At 37.2% G+C, this 21,792-nt stretch carries 19 protein-coding genes; 9 read left to right on the forward strand and 10 right to left on the reverse strand.

The features are described 5' to 3' along the window. Positions 1-81 precede the first annotated feature (81 nt). On the reverse strand, positions 82-882 hold the full coding sequence (locus C1631_RS15490) for a DUF4249 domain-containing protein (protein ID WP_109713237.1): 801 nt from the start codon (positions 880-882) through the stop codon (positions 82-84). Positions 883-885: 3 nt separating this feature from the next. Continuing rightward, positions 886-3,216 (reverse strand): TonB-dependent receptor, encoded by a 2,331-nt coding sequence (locus tag C1631_RS15495; protein WP_109713239.1) that lies wholly within the window; start codon positions 3,214-3,216, stop codon positions 886-888. Between the two features lie 303 nt (positions 3,217-3,519). On the opposite strand from C1631_RS15495, the gene C1631_RS15500 reads away from it, so the two are divergent. The 8 genes from C1631_RS15500 to C1631_RS15535 all read left to right on the forward strand — a co-directional run bounded on the left by C1631_RS15500 (position 3,520) and on the right by C1631_RS15535 (position 13,579). Then, positions 3,520-5,328 (forward strand): serine hydrolase, encoded by a 1,809-nt coding sequence (locus C1631_RS15500; protein WP_109713241.1) that lies wholly within the window; start codon positions 3,520-3,522, stop codon positions 5,326-5,328. A 51-nt stretch (positions 5,329-5,379) separates the two neighbouring features. After that, positions 5,380-5,865: a hypothetical protein gene (locus tag C1631_RS15505; RefSeq protein WP_109713242.1), complete on the forward strand. Its 486-nt coding sequence runs from the start codon at positions 5,380-5,382 to the stop codon at positions 5,863-5,865. A gap of 146 nt (positions 5,866-6,011) precedes the next feature. Further along, positions 6,012-6,734 (forward strand): SMI1/KNR4 family protein, encoded by a 723-nt coding sequence (locus C1631_RS15510; RefSeq protein ID WP_228441256.1) that lies wholly within the window; start codon positions 6,012-6,014, stop codon positions 6,732-6,734. After that, positions 6,719-7,282 (forward strand): Crp/Fnr family transcriptional regulator, encoded by a 564-nt coding sequence (locus C1631_RS15515; protein ID WP_109713244.1) that lies wholly within the window; start codon positions 6,719-6,721, stop codon positions 7,280-7,282. Before C1631_RS15510 ends, C1631_RS15515 begins: the two co-directional genes overlap by 16 nt. A 98-nt stretch (positions 7,283-7,380) precedes the next feature. Continuing rightward, positions 7,381-7,770 (forward strand): RidA family protein, encoded by a 390-nt coding sequence (locus tag C1631_RS15520; protein WP_109713246.1) that lies wholly within the window; start codon positions 7,381-7,383, stop codon positions 7,768-7,770. 379 nt (positions 7,771-8,149) lie between these two features. Next, on the forward strand, positions 8,150-8,962 hold the full coding sequence (locus C1631_RS15525) for a hypothetical protein (RefSeq protein WP_109713248.1): 813 nt from the start codon (positions 8,150-8,152) through the stop codon (positions 8,960-8,962). Positions 8,963-9,160: 198 nt separating this feature from the next. Further along, a complete protein-coding gene (locus C1631_RS15530) occupies positions 9,161-9,949 on the forward strand; it encodes an SDR family oxidoreductase (protein WP_109713345.1) in 789 nt (262 codons plus the stop codon). A gap of 144 nt (positions 9,950-10,093) precedes the next feature. Next, complete coding sequence (locus C1631_RS15535) at positions 10,094-13,579, forward strand: glycosyltransferase family 117 protein (RefSeq protein ID WP_109713250.1); 3,486 nt, start codon at positions 10,094-10,096, stop codon at positions 13,577-13,579. A gap of 68 nt (positions 13,580-13,647) precedes the next feature. Here C1631_RS15535 and C1631_RS15540 read toward each other — a convergent pair whose 3' ends face one another. From C1631_RS15540 to C1631_RS15575, 8 genes are all read right to left on the reverse strand, one after another. Beyond that, a complete protein-coding gene (locus C1631_RS15540; RefSeq protein ID WP_103248956.1) occupies positions 13,648-14,100 on the reverse strand; it encodes a hemerythrin domain-containing protein in 453 nt (150 codons plus the stop codon). Positions 14,101-14,170: 70 nt separating this feature from the next. Further along, a complete protein-coding gene (locus C1631_RS15545; protein WP_109713347.1) occupies positions 14,171-16,414 on the reverse strand; it encodes a nitric-oxide reductase large subunit in 2,244 nt (747 codons plus the stop codon). 12 nt (positions 16,415-16,426) lie between these two features. After that, complete coding sequence (ric, locus tag C1631_RS15550) at positions 16,427-17,152, reverse strand: iron-sulfur cluster repair di-iron protein (protein ID WP_109713252.1); 726 nt, start codon at positions 17,150-17,152, stop codon at positions 16,427-16,429. A 45-nt stretch (positions 17,153-17,197) separates the two neighbouring features. Next, positions 17,198-17,620, reverse strand: a complete 423-nt coding sequence (locus tag C1631_RS15555) for a c-type cytochrome (RefSeq protein WP_228441259.1) — start codon at positions 17,618-17,620, stop codon at positions 17,198-17,200. Positions 17,621-17,638: 18 nt separating this feature from the next. Further along, positions 17,639-18,415: a class I SAM-dependent methyltransferase gene (locus C1631_RS15560; protein WP_103250209.1), complete on the reverse strand. Its 777-nt coding sequence runs from the start codon at positions 18,413-18,415 to the stop codon at positions 17,639-17,641. Beyond that, positions 18,405-18,857, reverse strand: a complete 453-nt coding sequence (locus C1631_RS15565; RefSeq protein WP_109713254.1) for a hypothetical protein — start codon at positions 18,855-18,857, stop codon at positions 18,405-18,407. The genes C1631_RS15560 and C1631_RS15565 overlap by 11 nt, the downstream gene beginning before the upstream one ends. Positions 18,858-18,912: 55 nt before the next feature. Then, positions 18,913-19,344 carry an RrF2 family transcriptional regulator gene (locus C1631_RS15570; protein WP_109713256.1) on the reverse strand — a complete coding sequence of 144 codons (432 nt, stop codon included), beginning with the start codon at positions 19,342-19,344 and terminating at the stop codon, positions 18,913-18,915. Between the two features lie 178 nt (positions 19,345-19,522). Further along, positions 19,523-20,335, reverse strand: coding sequence for an AraC family transcriptional regulator (locus tag C1631_RS15575; RefSeq protein ID WP_109713258.1), 813 nt, complete (start codon positions 20,333-20,335; stop codon positions 19,523-19,525). Positions 20,336-20,467: 132 nt separating this feature from the next. On the opposite strand from C1631_RS15575, the gene C1631_RS15580 reads away from it, so the two are divergent. Further along, complete coding sequence (locus C1631_RS15580; protein ID WP_109713260.1) at positions 20,468-21,790, forward strand: TolC family protein; 1,323 nt, start codon at positions 20,468-20,470, stop codon at positions 21,788-21,790. Positions 21,791-21,792 lie beyond the last annotated feature (2 nt).

Consider the following 21,792-nt stretch of genomic DNA (forward strand, 5'->3'; position numbering starts at 1 on the left):
AAGCCGAATTTTGCTTATACTCAATAAAAAAAGGTTATTTTGAAAATTCCAAAATAACCTTTTTTATAATATGTTTAATTTCTATTGAATCACAAAACTTTGTGTGCTCTGGGTATGAGCCGAAAAATATCCCAAAGCTCCATTACTGATATTACTTGGGGGATTAGATGGGGTAACACCACCACCGGGACCGGACATATCAAGAAGAGCACTGTAAAAAGTGAAAATATTATTATCAATGCTTTGCATTTCGACATGAATGGTATCTCCAACCTTCACCTCATGGTCTGCACCATCATTATCATCATTAGGAAGTATTAAAGGACGCTGGTTAAGCATGCCGTTATTAAGATTATCTGAAAAGACATTGATGTATTTTTTCGATAAATTATTAATGGTGTAAGAAAACAGATAGCGGTTTCCTAATACGGCAGGATCAGTGAAAATTGGTAAAAGAGTATAGCTGGTTTTGTCTCCGAACTGAAAAGAATCCTGCGCCAGCCCTTCGAAGTCTACTGGCTGTGGCATCGTGCTCTGAGCGGTATATTGTTGCCCTTCGGCTTGTATTTTCAGAGTATATGTTTTTCCAGGTGCTCCCACAAATAAGGAGGTTTGGTATCGGCCGTTCCCCATATATTGTAATGTTTCAGTCTGGCCTGTATTATCACTCAAAACAACCTGTGCACCGGTTACTGCAGGATATTGATTCTGCTGTGTAAATGCAACCGATTTTGTAATTCTCACAATATAAGGACCTGCCTGATCTGTTACGTTCCCTTCAATGACTATTTTTCCACTCTGATCATCAAGATCAAGGTCGATTTCTTTCTGACATGAGGTAACTAAAAACAGGGATAATATGATATAAAAAGTATTTTTCATGATTTAGAATTTGAAATTGTAAGTGATATTGGGAATCCAACGGAATAACGAAGTTTGCATAGCACGGGTAGTTCCCGGATTATTAGGATTATCTTCAAACGTAATCGTGTAGGCATTTTCACGGCCATAAAGATTATAAATCCCAAAAGTCCATGAACCACGGAAACGTTTATTGGAAGAAGGTTCATAAGTGGCACTTAGATCCATTCTGTGGAAAGCAGGCATCCTATCCGCATTTCTGCTGCTGTATTGGAAAACAGTTTGACCGTTCAGCTGATATTTTCCCGTTGGGAAACTCACTGCATTTCCTGTGCTGTACACGAATAATCCGGACATCGACCATTTTTCATTAAACTGATAGGTGGCAACAATGGAAAGATCGTGGGTTTTATCCATTCTGGCATTATACCATTGGTTGTCATTGATTCCGTTGATTTTTCTTTCAGTTTTGGATAAAGTATACGAAATCCATCCGGTTAGTTTACCACTTTTCTTTTTGGCAATAAGTTCCAATCCATACGCTCTTCCTTTCCCAAATAATAATTCACTTTCTACATCGGCTGCTGTATCAAAAGTAATCTGAGCACCGTTTTTGAAGTCAATCTGATTTTGCATGGATTTGTAGTAGACCTCAGCATTCAGTTCATAATTGTTATTATTAAAGTTTCTGCTGAATCCTAAGCTTATCTGGTCTGCAATTTCGGGCTTTACAGTTAAGCTGCTTCCAATCCACTGGTCAGTAGGGTTTCCACTACTGGAATTACTTAAAAGATGCAGGTTTTGAGTATTGCGGGAATAACCTCCTTTAATACTGCTTACTTCATTGATTCTGTAGTTTGCTGTAATTCTAGGCTCAATATTGACATAAGTTTTTCCAATTTTTCCTTTTTCAATATATTGACTGTCGGTAAGGTTTCCATTTTCATACGTATTAAAAGTATCTCCTCCTAAAACGCTAAATAGAGAAAGTCTTGCTCCATAATTGATGGTCAGCTTTTCTGTAGCCTTGAAATCATCATTAATGTATAAAGCATTTTCCCACGATTTCCTCGGGTTTCTTGGAAAACTGCTTACGCTGGTTCCCGATGCTGTACTGGGGGTAATGGTATGGTAAATAGACTGTAGTCCAAAACGAACTGAATGTTTATTTCCGGCAAACCACGTAAAATCCTGCTTAAGATTCCAGTCCTGTATTTTTGAATTTAAGCCGAAATTATTATCATTACTCTTTAAACTGACTTTATAATCGTAATTGCTGTAAATAAATGAAGTGTTGGAAAACAATTTACTGTTGATAATGCTGTTCCATCTCAATGTAGCAGTAGTATTCCCCCAGTCCGTTGAGAAAGTGTTTCCCAATCCTAATACATCCCTTCCGAAATATCCGGACAGGTAAAGGCGGTTATTTTCATTGATCTGATAATTAGCTTTCAGATTCAGATCGTAAAAGTATAATTTGTTGTCTTTGTAATCATTGGAGGTTTTCAGGAATAAATCTGCATAGGTTCTTCTTCCCGAAACAATGAAAGAAGACTTTTCCTTTTGGATAGGACCTTCCACACTCAGTCTGCTGCTGATCAGGCCAATACCTCCGTTGATGTTATAATCCTGGTTATTTCCATCTTTCATTTTTACATCCAGCACGGAAGAAAGACGCCCTCCATATTGAGCAGGGCTGTTCCCTTTAATGATGCTTGCGTCTTTTAAGGCATCACTGTTGAAGGTACTAAAGAAACCAAGCAGGTGAGAAGCATTATAAACCGGTGCTTCATCCAGTAGAATAAGGTTTTGGTCTGTAGCTCCACCTCTTACACTGAATCCGCTGCTTCCTTCACCATTGCTTTTAATGCCCGGCAAAAGTTGTATGGTTTTCATCACATCCTTTTCTCCAAACAGAACAGGAAGCTTTTCAATATTTTTAATGTTTAAGGTTTCTGTTCCCATTTGGGCAGACGTTAGATTCTTATCCTTTTTAATCCCTGTGATTACTACCTCATCAATGGTTTTGGAAACCTGCTCCTGTTGAATAAGCGGAAGATCCAGTTTTATATTCTGATCCACCTTGATTTGTTGTTCAAAATCCTTATATCCCGGATTAGAAATGATCAGGGTGTAATCCCCTTCAGGTAACGATAAAGAATAAAATCCATATTCGTTCGCAACAACATTAATAGAAGGATTTTCACTTACTTTTACAGCGACTCCTATGAGAAGTTCACCATTTTTTTTGTCTTTTACAGTTCCGCTTACAGAATAGGTTTGCTGAGCAAGCACGAATGTACTGAAACAGAGCGCAGCAGTGGCTGCGGTGATTTTTAAAAAAGATGTTTGCATTAGTTTTGTTTAAAGGAGTAGATCTCTTCTATATTAATTCTGGTTTTTGATATTGGATTAGTTGGAAGGATTGGTAATTAGTTACATTAAAAAGCTTTAATAATAAAATAAATCAACGTAATGCCTCTGATTAAGGAAAAAAAATCTTCAAACTTCAAGAGACAAAGATAGTAGAACTTATGTAAAACATACTATTTATTTAGAGTAATTGTTCTATTTCTTAACAAATACAACAAATCTAAAGAATAGTTCCTTATGGTATGGCTTTAAAGTTATATTTTTGATCCATTATATTTCAAAACCATGAAAGCTATAACTTATTTATATATTGGAATCACTTTAGGAATGACAGGAAATCTTGCATTTGCTCAATCTCAGGCTGAAGTAGCGAAAGAAATTTCGAGGGTGGAATCAGGATTAATGCCTGTTACCCGTTTTGAAGGGATGCCCCTTTGGACATTAGAATCCCGGATGAAACATTATAAAATTCCCGGACTAAGTATTGCTGTGATTAAAAATTCCAAAGTAATCTGGACCAAAACCTATGGATTTGCAGATGTAGAATCGAAAACCCCGGTAAATATAAAGACTTTGTTTCAGGCTGCTTCGATGAGTAAACCGGTGAGTGCCTATGCTGCACTGAAAGAAGTAGAGATCGGAAAAATAAATCCGGATGCTGATATAAACCTGTACCTGACCTCCTGGAAGATTCCTGAGAATACATTCACTAAGGAGAAAAAAATCGGACTTTACAATATACTCAGTCATACAGCTGGTTTTACCGTCCATGGATTTGGAGGATATGAAGTCGGGAAACCGCTCCCCACACTCATTCAGGTGCTAAAAGGAGAAAGTCCGGCTAATTCCTCTGCGGTAGTCGTTGATAAACTTCCCGGAATCTCATTGCGTTATTCCGGTGGTGGATATTCTGTCATGCAGCAAATGCTGATAGACATCGAAGGAAAAGACTTTCCAGCCATTATGCAGGAGAGAGTGCTTGGGCCACTGGATATGAAAAACAGTACTTTTGATCAACCCCTGAACCAAGTTCAGTCCCAGTCGGCAGCTACAGCGTATACTATGAGTGGAGAAAGAGTAAAGGGAAAGTATCATATTTATCCTGAAATGGCCGCCGCGGGTTTATGGACTACCGCTGAAGATCTTGCCAAATTTGTAATTGATATTCAAAATACTTTAAGCAATAAAAGTCATACCATCATCAGCCAGAAAACAGCAGAAAAATTTACAACCTCTTTTATCGATCCTGGTGTAGGGTTGGGTGTTTTCCTTGAAAAAAAAGGAGGACATGTTTATTTTAATCATGGTGGATGGAATGAAGGCTTTTCCAGTAGGTTTATTGGCAATACAACCAACGGAGACGGGATTGTTGTTTTGACCAATACCAATAAACCCGAATTCATTGAAGAACTGATCAGATCAGTAGCTGCTGTTTACCAATGGCCGGAATATGTAGACTCTGCCTATAAAATATTACCTTTCACGGAGCAGGATTTCAGCAATAGCGTAGGTCGTTATAAATTTGATCAATATGGACTTTACAGAGTGTATCGTAAAGACGGAAAACTGATGTTGAATATTAATGATTTAGAGGAACCCATGCAACTTTCAAAAGTCGGAAAAGATACGTATGCCGCGCAGAACTGGAGTTTTAAAACCCAATTTGTAAAGGATCCGAAATCAGGGAAGCTGGAAATGGTTAATATTTTACCTGACAAAACCATTCGTTCAAAGAGTCCACAAATGAATAAGGACGAAAAAACGCCTTTAGAGTTTGTTATGGATGGTGATTTTGACAAAGGGTTGAAAGCATTTCAAAAAGCTAAAACAGAAAATACAGGTCATTATTTTATTTCTGAAGATTATCTGAATAATGTGGGCTATGCATTACTGGGACAAAATAAATTGAACCAGTCGATTGATGTTTTTCGGGTAAACAGTATCTTGTATCCGGATAGCCAGAATGTATATGACAGTTTAGGAGAGGCCTATCTGAAAGCGGGGCAAAAGGATAAAGCCAGACAGAATTATCAAAAAGCACTCAGGATAAATCCTGCCAATGAAGGTGCAATAAGGGTTTTAAAAACATTATAGTATTTAAACTATAGTAATTTTTCATTATATAGGTTGAAAAAATAATTGAGAATGTTACTAAGAATATTTACTGTTGAGGAAATCGAAACTGAAATTTTTAAAGGAAAAAAAAGAAAACAAGATTTTCCGGAAGTCATTGAATTTCCTTTTTCGGAGCAGTACAAACATATCGTAACCCAAATTACAACTACCGAAATTTCTTCTGAAACAGTTTTATATCATTCTGTTGAGGCAATCAACGAAAATAAAGGCTTTGACTTGTTCGATTATTGGTGCTTTGGTGGTAATGGACAGGGAGATCGCTGGTTTTTGAATAAAAAGGACAGAGTTTTTTTCTATGATCATGATTATGATGAACGGCTGGAACCTATGTACATCAGTTTTGAACAATGGTTGAAAATGGCATTCGTTATTAAGCAACTGGATCAATCTTTTGATGAATTTGGACTTATCCCGGAATCAGTGAAGCAAAAATTCTATGAAACCTTGAATAGTATTCATCCCACACTGAGTGAAAACTATCCGTTCTCAGTATAGCTATAAGCCTTGCTAAAGGTTGTAAAGTCTGGTAAAATAGTTTATTTTTGAAAGGAGAGTATGTTTTTAAAACCAAAAACTATTTCACATCGTCTATGAAAAAAGAAGGAAACTTACTTTTGTATGGGACGTAATACATAATGAACATGGATATAGAACAACTGGAGCAGAAATATAATTTTAAATATCCCGACATCTACAAATGTTTGTGTGAGGATGGAATGCTAAACTGGGGTGAAAGTGGTTCAGACTGGTACCGGGCAACCTTCCCACAATTCAAGAAAAATCCTCCCTTACTCTTATTCGGGAACGATATTGAAATTTGGAATCATCAGCAGTTTGTAGAAGCCTCTATTGAAGAAATGTCTGAGGAAGATGATTATAGAAATATTCATGCAAACTATAAATTTGTTCCCTTCGCAAAAAATGGAGCGGGAGATTTATATGCTTTTCAGTTTGATCTGAAAAATAATGGGGAAGTACCCATTACTTTTATCCCTCATGATGATGAGGAAGCTGAGATATTAGCCAAAAACTTTCAGGATTTTATTTTTCGCCAACTTTTGGAAGCCCTTACAGAAATTGATGAAAATGCTATGTTTTATGAAGAGGGAGAAGAAGATCTGAAAAGGAATTTATTCAATCAGTTGAAAACACATGAACCTTATATGACCTCCAGACAGATAGAGATACTGCATTCAATCTATCAGCGTGATTTATTTGAATATACTTACAAAACCCCCAACGGTCATGTTTTTGAAGCAGAAGGTTTAGCCACTTATGATGAGGTCGAAGAAATTTTAAACCGTGAGATTGCTTTTGAGAACCTCCGTAAGACTTTTAATTATACAATATGTTGGATCAATTAAGAACTCATATCGGGAAAATTGTTCCTCTGAGTGATGATGAATTCAGGCTGATATCTTCATTTTTTACCCATAAAAAATATAAAAAACACCAGTTTCTGATACAGGAAGGAGAATTTGCTATCTATAATTATTTTGTCCTGAAAGGCCTTTTGAAACTTGTATACACTGATGATACAGGAAAAGAACATATTGTAGGATTCGCCATGGAAGATTGGTGGGAAACTGATTTCTCAGCGTTTTACCTGCAAACAAGATCAACAATGTCTTTGATAGCGGTAGAGGATGCTGATGTGTTGTGCATTTCTTTAGAAAACTACAGGAAATTATGTGCTGCTCTTCCCAAAATTGAACATTTCTTCTTGGAGAAGGCATATATGGGCTTCATTTCTGCACAACAACGTATCATTTCTACAATGACTACAGGAATTAAAGAAAGATACGAACAGTTGCTTCAAAAATATCCTTCTTTGATTCAACGGGTTCCGAAAACACTTCTTGCTGCTTATTTAGGAGTTTCCAGAGAAACATTGAGCAGACTGTCCCAATAAATTGTGACTTTTCTCACTTCATAATGGTGATCCGGATCACATGCGTTTGCTATACCTATTCTGCAACTTTGTAGTCTAACGTATAACAATTGAATATAATGGAAAAAAGAACCATCAATCCATGGACATGGCAAAATGAACGCAGCTATTCTCAGGCAGTTGAGGTAAAAAATGTAACAAGCACTCTTTATTGCTCAGGACAAGCAGCAATAGATCCTGATGGAACATCCAGTGATAAAGATATGAAGTCCCAGTTGCTACAGGCTATTGCTAATCTTGAAGAACTCATAACTACTGCAGGTTATGAATGCAAAGGAATGGTAAGGCTCAATATTTATACAACCTCCACTCAGGAGCTTTGGCCTCATTTCCCGATTCTTCAGGAATGGATAGAAAAACATCAGATAGAACAAGCGGTAACCATGTTGGAAGTAACCGGACTATTTGAAACCCTGACAGTAGAATTGGAAGCAACTGTGGTCAAATAGTCACTGAAAAAAAAACAAATAACCTCCGGATTTCTGGAGGTTATTTGTTTTTTTAATAGATATAATAAGTAATCTTTACACTTTATTTAATTTTTTATATATGTGTTATTGTTATTAAAAAATAATTATTAATGACTATATTTTATCTATATTTAATTATTTTTTTTGTTTTCACTTTTGTTTTGATTATAATTTTATTATTAATTTGCTATTTGTTGTGTATTAATAATAATTAATTTTTATTTCATGTAAAATATTTCTTTTATTAGTGAAAAATACTATATTTGTTTCAATGTAAAGTGAAATTTTAATGTAAAATGAAAAGTTCCCTTCATCCACTTTACATGTTTCAGAATTCTAACCAGAAAAATAATTTATTATGAAACGAACCCTTATTTATTTTTTGTTCCTTTTATCAGGTAATTGTTTTCTTTCTAATGCCCAAGTTGGTATTCAAACTTCTAACCCGCAAGGTGTTTTTAATATTGATGCAGCCAAAGATAATCCTGCTACAGGAGCTCCCTCAGTTGCGCAACAAGCAAATGATGTAGCCGTTACTGCTAATGGAAATATGGGAATTGGTATTACAGCACCTACCAATAAATTGCATGTCAATGCTACCGATCCCTTACGGTTGCAGGGAGTGGGTGCAGGAAACACAACCACAGATCCCCTTTTAGTGCTTGATGGTAGCGGAGTGGTAAAAAGTATTGGTACATTGGGTGCTCTTTCCATTCCAAATCCGGCGGTTTTCAGATTAGAAACGGCACAGGCTAATTTCCTTCAGGCACAAGGAGCTGGTGGATCGCAGGTGGTGCCCATGTCAATGATAAAAAACTCAATCCCGGGGATGACTTATAATGCAGGGACAAGCACTATTACTTTCCCGGCAGGGACTTATCAGATAACTTTTGTTTATGAAGCATCACACAACGCAACAGGGTGTACCATCAGTTCATACTTTGTTGATTTTCCCCTCAATGCTACGACTTCAAGAATTCATAATACAGGAGCACATTCAGAAGGAGCGCTTTCTAATCATGGGGGAACGATCACCTATGCGACAACCCTTCCTGCCAACAGAAACTGGACAATCTCCCTTGGAAGAGGGCAATCCGGAAACTGTTCAGGAGCAGGAATGAGCCTGGCAGCAACTTCCACACAGGTACTTGTCTTCAGAATTGGAGATTAATTTCATAAAGTACTCACATCAGGCATTACTACATCTCAACGAGAAATTCTAACAACACAAATATTTGTAAAACACCGGCAGCAGTTGGTGTTTTACTTTATATCAATGGTTACGATTGGATTATTCTTAGGACAAGTCTTTTTTAGAATTCATGCTTTTCTTACATTTATTGTAGCTAATTTGTATAAGTTCTCAACAATGAATATTCAACTTTTTTCAAAAAACGCTCTGGTAGGAGGTGCTACACAGGGAATAGGAGCAGGGATTGCCATAGAACTGGCAAAATGTGGAGCGAATGTAACGGTGATGTCCCGAAGTGAAGCAAAACTTCAAAACTTTACGGATTCATTGCCCATTGTACATCCGGATCAGAAACATGAATATCTGGTAGCAGATTTTTCAGATTTTGAAAGCTATAAAACACTGATAACCGAATATTTCAACAGCCATACTATTGATATCCTGGTAAATAATACCAATGGTCCGGAACCGGGGCTTGCCATGGAAAAGAATGTCGATGACTATCAGAAAGCATTTGATCTCCTTTTTAAAACGGTTTGCGAAACAACATTACGGGCTTTGCCTCATATGATTAAACAAAATAATGGAAGGATCATTAATGTTTCTTCTTTATCTGTGAAAGAACCTATCAATAATCTGGCATTATCAAACTCAGTTCGTTCAGCAGTAATGGCGTGGGCAAAGACATTATCTAATGAAGTTGCACAATACAATGTCACAGTAAATAATGTCTTAACCGGATATTTTGATACAGAACGAATTAAAAACCTGATCAGCCATGAAGCGCAACAAACCCATAGATCGGCAGATGAAATTAAAAAAGCAAGAGAAAATAAAATTCCTATGAAACGACTGGGAAGACCCGAAGAATATGGCCATCTGGTTGCTTTTCTGGCATCAGACTATTCTTCTTATCTTACCGGAGCCAATATTCCGCTGGATGGAGGGTTGAATAATACATATTAAATAAAAAAGTTTATTTAATTTAAAATTAGTCTAATCTATACTTAAAGTTTTTTTATTTGAAGTTTGAAAATTAAAATATTCCAGTTCCTCATGTAATATAATTTCTTCACCAATTGTCTTATTGATATTATTGGAAAATATTATATGAAAAACTGGTCTTTTGAAAAATGGAACACCGTTGTTGGATGGTTCCTTTTCGTTATTGCTTTAATTACTTATCTCTCTACCATAGAGCATTCATTGAGCTTTTGGGATTGTGGGGAATATATTTCTTCAGCAGTAAAGCTTGAGGTAACCCATGCTCCGGGTGCCGCTTTGTTTCAGATTATGGGAGCGGTAGCCAGCATTTTCGCATTGGGAAATGAGCAGAATTATTCAATTGTAATCAACGCGATGTCTGCATTATTCAGTGCTTTTACTATTCTGTTGCTGTTCTGGACGATTACCCATTTTATAAGAAGACTTTTACATAAAGATTTTAACGAAATTACGAAGCATCAGCAAATTTCAATTTTATTTTCCGGGGTCATTGGAGCCTTATGTTTTACCTTTTCGGATACATTTTGGTTTTCGGCTGTTGAAGGAGAAGTATATTCTATGGGCTCTATGTTTATTGCATTACTGGTCTGGCTCATTACCAAATGGGAAAATGAATATCAGGCACCAGACCATGAAAGATGGATTATTTTAATTTTCTTTATTATCGGCCTTTCCGTAGGAGTACACATGATGTGTATGCTGGCAATTCCAGCGGTATGTCTGGTCTATTATACCCGGAATTATCAATTTTCCTGGAAATCGTTTATCCTGGCCAATCTGATCACACTTGCTGTACTGGCATTCGTATTTAAAATGATCTTCCCATTCATCATGACGGTGTTTGGTCAACTGGAAATTTTCTTTGTGAACGGACTGGGACTTCCTTTTCATTCGGGAACGATTGTGGCTTTTGTACTGATGGCAGTTATTTCTTTCCTTTTGATCAAATATGCAAGAAAGGCTAAAAAAAATATTTACCAAACCATTGTTTTATCTGTCGTATATATGATTATTGGATTTTCATGCTGGTTAGTGATTCCGATTAGGGCAAATGCCAATCCTCCGATGAATCTTAATGATCCTGATACGGCAATAGGGATGAGAGATTATTACAACAGAGTTCAATATGGAGACTGGCCGACGATTTACGGACAAAATTATACCGCTTTTCTGGATGCCAGAGGAATTGAAAAAAATGAAGATGGAAGCTATAAAACAGAGAAAACAGATGATATTTACGAAAAAGATGAAAAGACAGGGACGTACAGAAAGACCGGCGATCGTTTCAATTATGTATTTAATAAATCTCAGATCAGCTTTATGCCCAGAATGTTCAATGAAGATAAGGATGTTATGGGGAACTATGTGGCTCTGTACGGAGCACCGGATTTCACTTTTAATAGTGATAATGAAGAGGTTGCTGATAATCCGCAGGCTCAGCAGATTTTTAATGAGTTAAGAGCAAAGTATGAAGATGATTCCATTACAGCAGCAGATTATCTCAAAGTAAAACCTTATGATCTGATCACTGTAAAGCGACCTTCTTTCGCTCAAAATATGGATTATTTTATCTCCTTTCAGAACGGATACTACTTTGTAAGATATCTGATGTGGAATTTTGTCGGAAGGCAAAATGACCTTCAGGGACATTTGGAAAATACTCAGGGGAATTGGATCTCCGGATTTTCGTTTATCGATAATGCACTCTGGGGAAATCAGGATACAATGCCGTCTAAATTCAAAAATGAAAGTACGGTGAAATTTTTCTTTTTGCCATTAATTTTAGGTTTGATCGGCTTCTTTTTTCAACTGAACAGAGATTTTGGAAGATTTTACGCCATTCTTTCATTATTTATTCTGACCAGTTTCGGAATTGTTTTCTATACAGGCGTAAAACCTTTTGAAGTGAGAGAAAGAGATTATGCAATGGTGGGCTCATTCTATGCATTTGCAATTTGGATAGGGTTGGGAGCCGGAAGTATTTTATGGTTTCTTCAGTCTAAAATAAAATCGGGCCCGGCACAGATCATTTTCGGACTTGTATTATTGGGCATTCCTTTTATGATGGGTTTCCAAAACTATACTTCACACGATAGAAGCCGGAAAACGGCGGCCCGTGATTACGCATATTCATTTTTGCGATCCCTGCCAAAAGATGATATTATTTTTATCTATGGTGATAATGATACTTTCCCCGTATGGGCGATTCAGGAAACAGAAGAGTTTCGCAGTGATGTGAAAACGGTCAATTTTACCTTGCTGGCTATGCCTTGGAGTATTGATCAGGTAAAAAGACGAACCTATAATGCGAAAGGGATTCCGGGACAGCTGACTCATGAAGACTACAGAGATGGAGTTAATGATCAGGTATACTTAATGAAAAAAGAAGATTGGGAAGGTCTTTTTGCCATGCTAAAGGACCAGGGAGCACCGGAAACAGCTTTTCAGGATTTCCGAAAATTTCTTACGCAGGATTCATTACCGTTAAAAGAGGCGATGGACTTTATTAAATTGAAATCTCCTGAAAAAGATGAGCTTCTGAAGATGTATTTCGGAGAAGAAAAATATGAGCGGTTCAATATCCTTCCGGTTCACAAATTTATCCTTCCTGTCGATAAAGAAAATGCCATACAATCTGGAATCATCAATCCTTCAGATCGTTCAAATGCTGTCAATGAAATTACAATTACATATCAGAAAAATACCTTATTCAAAAATAACCTGATGATGATGGATTTATTGGCCCATTTTGATTGGAAGAGACCCATTAGTTTTTCATCCGGTGGAATGTATGAAAGTGAAAATATTTTTTATCTTGATGAATACCTGCAGTTTGATGGTTTCAGCTACAGACTTGTTCCTATTCATACTCCTCAGGCATCGGACGGTGATAAGGGAAGGGTAGATGCCAGCTCTCTTTACCAGGTGGTAAAAAATTTCAGATGGGGAAATTTTAAAGATTTGGATATTTATTATGATGAAACAGCAACTTCTAATATTATAAGTTACAGAACATCAGTGAGCAGAGCTGTTTTGGCATTGGTAGCAAACGGACAAAAAACGAAAGCGGTTGAACTGCTGGATCTTGCGGCTCAAGAAATTCCTGCTGAAAAGTATAATGACCCACGTTCTCTAAGTGCTCTCGTTTCAGGATATATTGTGACCGGACAGGAGCAAAAAGGGCTTGAGTTGGCCAATCTCCTTAAAAAAGAGATTTTTAATGAATATGATTACTATATGGGGCTTTCACCTCAATTTCAAGGCGCTGCCCGTAAACAAATAAGAACTAAACCCATGGAATATGCTCTTGTTGTTTCTGCAGTTACAGATGCGTATAAGATTTTAGGAGAGAAAGATAAAGCATTTGCCTATCTGGTGAAGTCGATGGACCCTATTGATAAGAAATTCAATGTTTTTGTGCAGCAACTGCAGCAAATGGGAAAAGAAAAAGCCATGAAAGAATCCGAAAATGTACAGAAAATAACCCCGTTTTATCAGTATTTATTTGATATTATGGAGCCTTTTGATTCGACTTATTCAAAGAAGAAAGAAACGGAAATTACTACAGCAATTATAAAAGCAACCCAGTAATCTGATTTGTTTTTATTTAAAAAAAGTCTTCAAATACTCGTATTTGAAGACTTTTTTATCAATGAAAATTACTTCCAGAATTCATCAGCATAATCATCATGTTCTTCGATGTGGCTATAAATCAGTTTTTTTCCGATTTTATCTAAAGTGTCGCTGTTTAGTTTTTCTTCCAGATGAGGAAACCAATGGCGCTCTTCAAAACGAATATGCTGTTCGAGAAGATCAGCAAAATCTGAAAACAGATTGATACTTTCGGAATTTTCAATTTCAGAAGCGAACATTCTTAATTGATGGTGTTCTGAACATATTCGGGAAGTATATTCATCTTCAAGATAGGGAATTAAAATTTGCTCTTCTTCCCTGAAATGTTCTTTCAGGTGGTTTTCCCAAAAATAAACAATATATTTTTTGATTCTTTCAGTTTCAACTTCTTTTTTTAGCCCCTGTCGGATTTTCCAGCTGCAAAGCAATCCGAAATGATGATCTCGTGAAAGGAGAACTATATTTGGGTTACGTTTCATATTTTTTCTGATTTAAAAAGGAGTAAGGCTCATGGTAAATTACTAGACCTATGATTTTTAAAGCCTTATATTAACGTTTTTCTTTCAATGACCAGCCAAATTTTAATCCAATGATAAAAATAACTAGCAGCAATTCTCCTGCAGCGAGTAGAATATCTCCAGGGACCCGCATCCATCTGAGAAAATGCATAATGTCTGTTTGCATAAATTCTGCAGAACGGGCATACCAGTATCCTTCTTTAATAGAGGCCACAGACTGCATAATTCCTATGGGCAAAAGACTGATGGTCACCATCACTAATAATCCGATATTAATCATCCAGAAGGCCCATCCGATTAATTTATCATTCCATTGACGGTCAGGATACAGTCCCCTTAAGACAAACATCATCAAACCAATCCCTAAAATTCCATATACTCCGAATAGGGCTGCATGCCCGTGCACGGCAGTTGTATTTAATCCCTGAATATAGTACAGTGCAATAGGAGGGTTGATGGCAAATCCAAAAATACCGGCACCCAGAAAGTTCCAGAAACACATAGCAATGAAACAATAGATTGGCCATTTATAAGCCTGAATCCACCTGGTAGATTTACTGAGCTGATAGTTCTGGTACGCTTCATATCCGATCAGAACAAGAGGAACAATTTCCAATGCACTGAAAGTAGCTCCCAAAGCGAGTACTGCTGTAGGAGTCGCACTGAAGTATAAATGATGGAATGTTCCTAAAATCCCTCCACCCAAAAATATAATGGTTGAAAAAAGTACGGCGTTGGTAGCCGATTTTAACCTTAATAATCCTAATCTGGTAAACAGAAAAGCGGCGACTACGGTAGCAAAAACTTCAAAGAAGCCTTCTACCCAAAGATGAACGACCCACCATCGCCAATATTCTGCAATTGCCATATGCGTTTGTCTACCATACATCAAACCTGCTCCATAAAACATAGCAATAGCTACTGAAGAAAGTGTAAATAAAAGCAATAAGTGACGGTCTCCATCTTTACGTCGTAAGGCAGGAAGAAGGGCTCTTACCATTAAAATCAACCAAAGAATAAGTCCAACAAGCAATAAGATCTGCCATACTCTCCCCAGTTCCACATATTCATATCCCTGATGCCCCCACAGGAAATTGTCTACCAGTCCCAGCTTTTGCATAACACCCAGCCACTGACCGGTTAAGGATCCCAGTACAACGATCAATAAGGCTCCAAACAAAACATTCACACCCAGCTTCTGATATTTTGGTTCGTAGCCGGAAACTGCAGGAGCGATATAAAGTCCTGTGGCCAACCATGAAGTAGCAATCCAGAATATGGCCAGCTGCACATGCCAGCTTCTGGAAACCGATTGTGGAAGAAATTCATCCAAAGGAATACCATAAAATCCGCTTCCTTCCACTCCATAATGCGCTGTGACGACTCCAGCCATCATCTGAACCAGAATAAGTAATGCTACAACCCAGATATATTTCAACGTTGCTTTCATGGAGGGAGTAGGTTTCATATCTCGCAGTGGATCTTCAAGAGGAAGTTCTTCGCTGACTTCTTCTTCCTTATTCCTTGCATGATAAAATACCAGGAGACCTACACAAGCCAGTAACAAGAGGATACTAAATCCAGACCACAAATGCAATGATGGCGGCGGGACGTTGCCTACAGATTCATCATGTGGCCAGTTGTTGGTATAGGTAACATCATCTCCCGGTCGCTCTGTGACACATACCCAGGTACTCCAGGCAAAAAAAGCATTCATCTGAGCCATTCTCACTGTATCTTTAATAGTGTTTTTGGGAATTGCATATTGATCCCTGAGTTGAGCCATAGAAGGATCATTCATAAACAGTTTTGAATAATACTCAGACAATTGCCTCTGTACTTCAGCTCGTTCAGGGGAGAAGACAATTTCATTCTTGCTTTCACTAAAGGTATTGGTGCGAAGTTCTTTTTTGAGAAGTACCTGATATTTTGCTTGCTCCTCATCAGGAAGTTCTTTGAAGATCTTTCCATCCTTTTTAGCTAATTCGTCAAGCAAAAGAACAGATTCCCGATGGAGGTAATCAGCGGTCCAGTCAGGGGCAATATAAGCACCGTGACCCCAGATGCTTCCTACGGTTTGCCCACCGATAGACTGCCATACGTTTTGCCCGTCTTTGATATCCTGCTCTGTAGCAAGGACTTTACCATCAGAGGTTATTATTTTCTCAGGAATAGGAGGGATCTTCCTGTAAATTTCAGTTCCATAAAATATAAGAACGGCAAATGAGGCAATCATTACTGCTGCAAGCCATCGCCAAAGTTTTTTAGGTGTCATTCTCATCAGTTTTTAAGATTTAACGGCAAATTCTTTTTCCAGTCGGATCGCTTTCGGAAAAAGGATGTTATTTTCAAGGTGAATATGTTTGTGAAGGTCATTTTCAAAATCCTGAAGCATGGCAAAAGCTACTTTGTAGGTGTTGCATGCATCTGCGGGAGGTAGGTATTCATTGGTAATCTCTGCCATTTTTCTGAAGCGGTCTCCTTCCACGGTATGTTCGTGTTCCATCATATGAACAGGGTTTTCCACAGTATTGAAAACCGGATAAGGAAGAGGCTGTCCGGATATTTTTGCGGTAACCATCTTTTTGACAAATGGAAACAGGATAAGCTCCTCTTTTTTCATATGAGCAGAAAGATCATGAGCCGATTGATTAAACAGGGTATTGATTTCAAATAATTCAGGATGTCTGCCTCCGTGAACTTTACATAATTTATCTAAAAAAACCTTAATAACAGGAGCTTTTTCTTCCACATAACGATGGTGGGTTTTCTCGATATAATCCGTGAGCAGATCTAGCGGCCAGCTGTTGAAGTCTATGGAAGAACCTTCATTTTTTGGCAGTGCTTCCAGCTCTTCATAAATTTTTTCAGGGTCCAACTTTTTATTATTGCAGGCTTCTTCTATGGTTCTTCCGCCTTTACAGCAAAAATCAATACCGTGTCTTTTAAAAATTGCGGCAGTTCTGAAGTCTTCAGCGACCATATTTCCAATAAAATCTTTTTTTGTGTTCATAATATAATACTTTTTTGTCTTTTATTATTATAAATTTTTTTTGTCTTATTTTTTGAGGGAAAGGATATATTTTACCATCTGTTTAGCATCTTCTCGGCTTATTCCTTCATGAGGAGTCATCGGAATATCTCCCCAGTTTCCTTTTCCTCCGTCAATAATTTTTTGAGCCAGCTGATCAACATCTGTCTTGGTATATTTTGCGGCTACATCCTGATAAGAGGGGCCGATTAATTTGGTATCTATTTTATGGCAGGCAAGGCAATCGGCTCCTTCAATCAGTTTAAAGCCGGGATCATTGGATACATTTGTTGAAACAACAGGTTTGGGTACAGGAACAGGCTGTGCAGCCGGTTGTTCTGTGGAGGGAACAGGGATTGGAATGGGAGTTGTTCCCTTTTTGTCGGAACATGACAAAAGCATGATCAATACACTCAATATCACTGCGGTATTTGTAAGTTGTTTTTTCATAATAATGATGGTATTGAATTATATTTTCTGTGTAAGAATAGCTACTGCACAAAGGTTATCTTCATATTTCTTAAAGATTTTTCTCATGTGCATCACGCGGGAACGGATTTCTGGTTGGGTTAATATATTTCCTGCAATTTTCAGAAATCTTGCAAAACCTTCATCTTCGATGATTCGTCGTAGAGTCAATAGATGCATGGGTGATGTTTCCACTTGTACCACTTTGAGCCCTTCTTTTTCCAATACAGTTTTCCATTCGGAAATCGTCAATGGGCGGGCGTTTACTTTAATAGAAACGGCCAGTTCCTTCTGTATCTGTTGCTTTGCATTTTCATCCATACTATCGGGTATGAGTGCCAATTCATGGATGGCATAATACCCTTGTGGCTTTAAGATTCTGGAAGCTTCCTGAATGATTTCAGACTTTCTATGATTGGCATGCATGCTCAGCATAGCTTCACCATATACCTTATCAATGGATTGTTCCGATAGTGGGCTGTCTGATGCATTTCCAACGAGAAAATGTGCGGTGTTGTTATTGAAGTTTTTATTCAATTGATCTACTACCTTCTGCTCAACGTCAATTCCAATATAGGATTTTGGATTTTTACTTAAAGCCAGATCTGCTGTAAAACCCAGACCCGGAGCAAATTCTACGATATCATTGTCAGAATTAATATTCAACATATCGAGCATTTTGTAGGTAAGAGCCCGTCCGCCCGGGCGTAAGACTCTTTTACCGATTTTTGCCAGCAGCCAATGGCCGGACATTTTTTCAATATTTTCAGTATCCATTATTTTGTTTTTTAAATTGTGAAATGATAGCAGTTATAAGAAGAATAGCTTTTGCTGTTTCTGTGTAAATAAAGTAATCATGAATCAAAGTGGGGGGGATTGATTGGCCTGCTGATAGTAAATCAACCCGGTTATTCAGAACCGGAAGCATCCAAAACTGTTCTAGCGAAACGAGAGTAAGAAAAAAGATAATGATCAGGAAATCAAACCTTGTATAATTTTTACGGCTGAGCATCATGAAAACCAAAATTAAAAGCAGAAACAGATCTTGTATTCTCGTTGAAATTCCAAACATCAGTTTTCCCAGCCCCAATGCTGTTGGAAGTGTCATTCCTTGTACCTGAAATTTCAATGGCGTTTCTAAAAAACTAATCGTCATAAACATCCCGGCCATAAGACATAGCAGTATAAGAACAATAGGATTTTTAAGAGGTAATTTCATTTTCTTTTAATTTAATATATTAAGACCTTTTTATCTTTTATTAGGTCAAATTTTTTTACCTTTTCAGATAGGTCAGTTGTAAATCCAGGTTATCGACAAACATTTGAATTTTAGAATTTTCCAGCATTTGACGAAGATTATCTCTGATACTTTTAAATTGATCATGGAGAGGACACGGATGTGTTTCAGAACATTGTTCGAGACCCAGACCACAACCCGAAAATAATTTGTCTCCATCAACTTCTCTTACAATGTCAGCAATCGACATATTCAGGTTTTTCTGATCCATATAAAAACCGCCGTTCGGACCTTTAGCAGATTGTACAAATCCTTTTCTACTCAAATCCTGCAAGATTTTGGCAATGAAATATTCAGGAGAATTGATATTTTTTGAAATGTCTTTAATTCCAACTCTGCTGTCATTTTTAGACTGCTGGGCGATATAAATTAAGGCTCTTAAAGCGTATTCGCAAGTTTTGGAAAACATTTTCTATTGATTTTACAGGACAAATATATAAAGTTTTTTTTAATAAAAGACTAAAAACTCTTTTATTTTTTTAATCTTTGATAAACATCATACACCAGATTTTTTGTAGTAACTGAAGTGCTATTATACTGTTAATCGCAAAAAAATACAACGCTTTTCAGACATTGTATTGATATATTCACATCCCGGGGTTTCGAAAAGCCTTACTGTTTTTCCGCAGATCAGATGGTCTTGATTGGGTAAACTCACTAAAAGTATCGCTGAATGCACTGATAGAGCTATAGCCTACATTATCAGCAATTTCATTGATGGCTTTATCTGTATTGAGAAGCAGTTCAATTGCCTTTATGATCCTTAGTGTTTTTAAATATTGAAGAAAGGAGATATCCATATCAGTTTTAAACAAACGGGACATAGAACGCTCACTGAGTCCAAATCTGGCACTCACATTGGTTAAGGTGTGCTTTTCTCCGATGTTCCTTTCAAGGTAAGAAACGATTTTCATCATCTGTTTGTTGTGGGTGGCGGGGAGAATGATTGGTAAAGGCTGTTGATGAGTTTTAGGAAGAATTTTTTTTAAGGCAATTAAAAATTCAAAATTTTCATCTTCTGTGGTAACGTGCTTTTCATCCCATATTTCTGTGTATTTGATCATTTGAATCAGTAATTCCGATGCAGGATAGATCCCCAATCTGCTGTAAAAAGAATTTGAAATATCGTCGTGTGCATAGAAATAAAGTGAACGCAGTACGGTTGCAGAGTGGCCTATTTCCAAAATATGTTCCATTCCCTGAGGGATCCAGAAAAAGTGTCTTGCGGGCACTACATACGTACGATTGTCTATCGTAATATAGGCTATACCGCCTTCTACATAGCTTAATTGCCCCTTCGTATGTTTATGAAAAGGAATTAATTTTTCTGATTTTTCGTGCATGACAAATACACTTTTATCATGCTCATCGATGTGAGGAAGTGCCGCAATTAAACCCATAAAAAGATTAGAAATATTACCCGAATGCAAATATAATCATTTGGCCGGAATCATGTAAAACTTGACTATTTTAGGTAAAAATATTTTCTGGATTGACGATACATTTGCAGTGCAATAATTTGAAAAATTCAGATGAAAATTTATCTCACCGGACTGCTGATGCTGAGCACAACCTATATATTATCAGCTCAGACAGGCGGTCTCCGAAATGATACCATTCGACTCTCCCTAAAAGACGCATGGCAAAGAGCTGAAGAAAACAGCCGTCATATCAAAATCAAAACATTCAATGCAGACATTGCAGAAGTCGAAGTAAAAGATGCCAAACGGGAAAGACTACCAGAAATAGGTGTTAAAGGTTCCATAGAAAAAGCTTCCAATATCCCGATTTATGAAAATGGGATTTTTTCTAAACCTTCCCAGCATGAGGTGATTCACACGCTTTACAGAGCCGGAGCAGATTTTTATCTGAATATTTATGAAGGGAACAAATTAAATCTTAAAATTAAAGAGAATCAGACCCTTGAAAAAATTAAAAATATTCAGAAAGAGCAATCTGTCTCGGATATTCATTACCGAACGGCAGCATTGTATCTTGAACTGCAGAAAACTTTAATCTTCAGAGACCTCATTAAACAGGACATTGCGGATCAGAAAATACAATTAAAAGAAATACAGACTCTCTATAAAAATGGGGTGGTATTAAAAACTGATGTTCTGAGAGTAGAGCTTGAACTTTCCAAACGGAAAATGGCATTTATTACTATTGAAAATGATATTCTTATTGCCATGCAGAAGCTAAATATTATTTTAGGAATGCCTGATGATCAGGTTGTTATTCCCGAAGCTCCCTTTAACGAATGGAACGAAAATACTGCCTACAACGAATATCTGAAACTGGCTTTGGACCACTCTTTTGATTATCATGTTTCTGAGCAGCAGACTGAATTGAGCAAAATTAAACTAAGACAAGTTAAAGCGAATGTCAGCCCAAAGATTGGGTTGTACGGAGAGTTTTATTACGCTAATCCACAGATCTTCCTGTATCCATACAATCCTGATTGGTATTCATTGGGAATTGTGGGGCTGAAAGCCTCATTCTCAATATCCTCTCTTTATCATAATACTCAAAAAGTAAAAGCAGCAGCTCTGGAATTTGAGAAAGAAGAAGAAATTCATAAAGATACAGAAGATAAAGTGAGACAGCAGGTAAAGGAAGCCTATCTACGATATCAGGAAGCTCTGGAACAGATCCGGGTAGCGGAAACCAACGTAGCACAGGCAAAAGAAAATGCACGTATTACTAAAAATACCTACTTCAGCCAGACTGCTTTGATTACCGATCTGCTGGATGCTGACTTACAGCTTCTTCAGACTAAATTTGAACTGGCAGCAGCAAAAATTATGGCGCAAAACAACTATTATTTACTACAAAACATAACAGGTACTTTATAAAA

The organism is Chryseobacterium phosphatilyticum (genome assembly GCF_002899825.2).
GTDB lineage: Bacteria > Bacteroidota > Bacteroidia > Flavobacteriales > Weeksellaceae > Chryseobacterium > Chryseobacterium phosphatilyticum.

What these genes read in the sequence shown, in the direction of transcription:
- C1631_RS15580 (WP_109713260.1), top strand. Translation starts at nt 20,468, where the DNA reads ATGAAAATTTATCTCACCGGACTGCTGATGCTGAGCACAACCTATATA.
- C1631_RS15500 (WP_109713241.1), top strand. Translation starts at nt 3,520, where the DNA reads ATGAAAGCTATAACTTATTTATATATTGGAATCACTTTAGGAATGACA.
- C1631_RS15525 (WP_109713248.1), top strand. Translation starts at nt 8,150, where the DNA reads ATGAAACGAACCCTTATTTATTTTTTGTTCCTTTTATCAGGTAATTGT.
- C1631_RS15565 (WP_109713254.1), bottom strand. Translation starts at nt 18,857, where the DNA reads ATGAAATTACCTCTTAAAAATCCTATTGTTCTTATACTGCTATGTCTT.
- C1631_RS15490 (WP_109713237.1), bottom strand. Translation starts at nt 882, where the DNA reads ATGAAAAATACTTTTTATATCATATTATCCCTGTTTTTAGTTACCTCA.
- C1631_RS15560 (WP_103250209.1), bottom strand. Translation starts at nt 18,415, where the DNA reads ATGGATACTGAAAATATTGAAAAAATGTCCGGCCATTGGCTGCTGGCA.
- C1631_RS15545 (WP_109713347.1), bottom strand. Translation starts at nt 16,414, where the DNA reads ATGACACCTAAAAAACTTTGGCGATGGCTTGCAGCAGTAATGATTGCC.
- C1631_RS15515 (WP_109713244.1), top strand. Translation starts at nt 6,719, where the DNA reads ATGTTGGATCAATTAAGAACTCATATCGGGAAAATTGTTCCTCTGAGT.
- C1631_RS15575 (WP_109713258.1), bottom strand. Translation starts at nt 20,335, where the DNA reads ATGGGTTTAATTGCGGCACTTCCTCACATCGATGAGCATGATAAAAGT.
- C1631_RS15505 (WP_109713242.1), top strand. Translation starts at nt 5,380, where the DNA reads ATGTTACTAAGAATATTTACTGTTGAGGAAATCGAAACTGAAATTTTT.
- C1631_RS15520 (WP_109713246.1), top strand. Translation starts at nt 7,381, where the DNA reads ATGGAAAAAAGAACCATCAATCCATGGACATGGCAAAATGAACGCAGC.
- C1631_RS15495 (WP_109713239.1), bottom strand. Translation starts at nt 3,216, where the DNA reads ATGCAAACATCTTTTTTAAAAATCACCGCAGCCACTGCTGCGCTCTGT.
- ric (WP_109713252.1), bottom strand. Translation starts at nt 17,152, where the DNA reads ATGAACACAAAAAAAGATTTTATTGGAAATATGGTCGCTGAAGACTTC.
- C1631_RS15540 (WP_103248956.1), bottom strand. Translation starts at nt 14,100, where the DNA reads ATGAAACGTAACCCAAATATAGTTCTCCTTTCACGAGATCATCATTTC.
- C1631_RS15530 (WP_109713345.1), top strand. Translation starts at nt 9,161, where the DNA reads ATGAATATTCAACTTTTTTCAAAAAACGCTCTGGTAGGAGGTGCTACA.
- C1631_RS15570 (WP_109713256.1), bottom strand. Translation starts at nt 19,344, where the DNA reads ATGTTTTCCAAAACTTGCGAATACGCTTTAAGAGCCTTAATTTATATC.
- C1631_RS15535 (WP_109713250.1), top strand. Translation starts at nt 10,094, where the DNA reads ATGAAAAACTGGTCTTTTGAAAAATGGAACACCGTTGTTGGATGGTTC.
- C1631_RS15555 (WP_228441259.1), bottom strand. Translation starts at nt 17,620, where the DNA reads ATGAAAAAACAACTTACAAATACCGCAGTGATATTGAGTGTATTGATC.
- C1631_RS15510 (WP_228441256.1), top strand. Translation starts at nt 6,012, where the DNA reads ATGGATATAGAACAACTGGAGCAGAAATATAATTTTAAATATCCCGAC.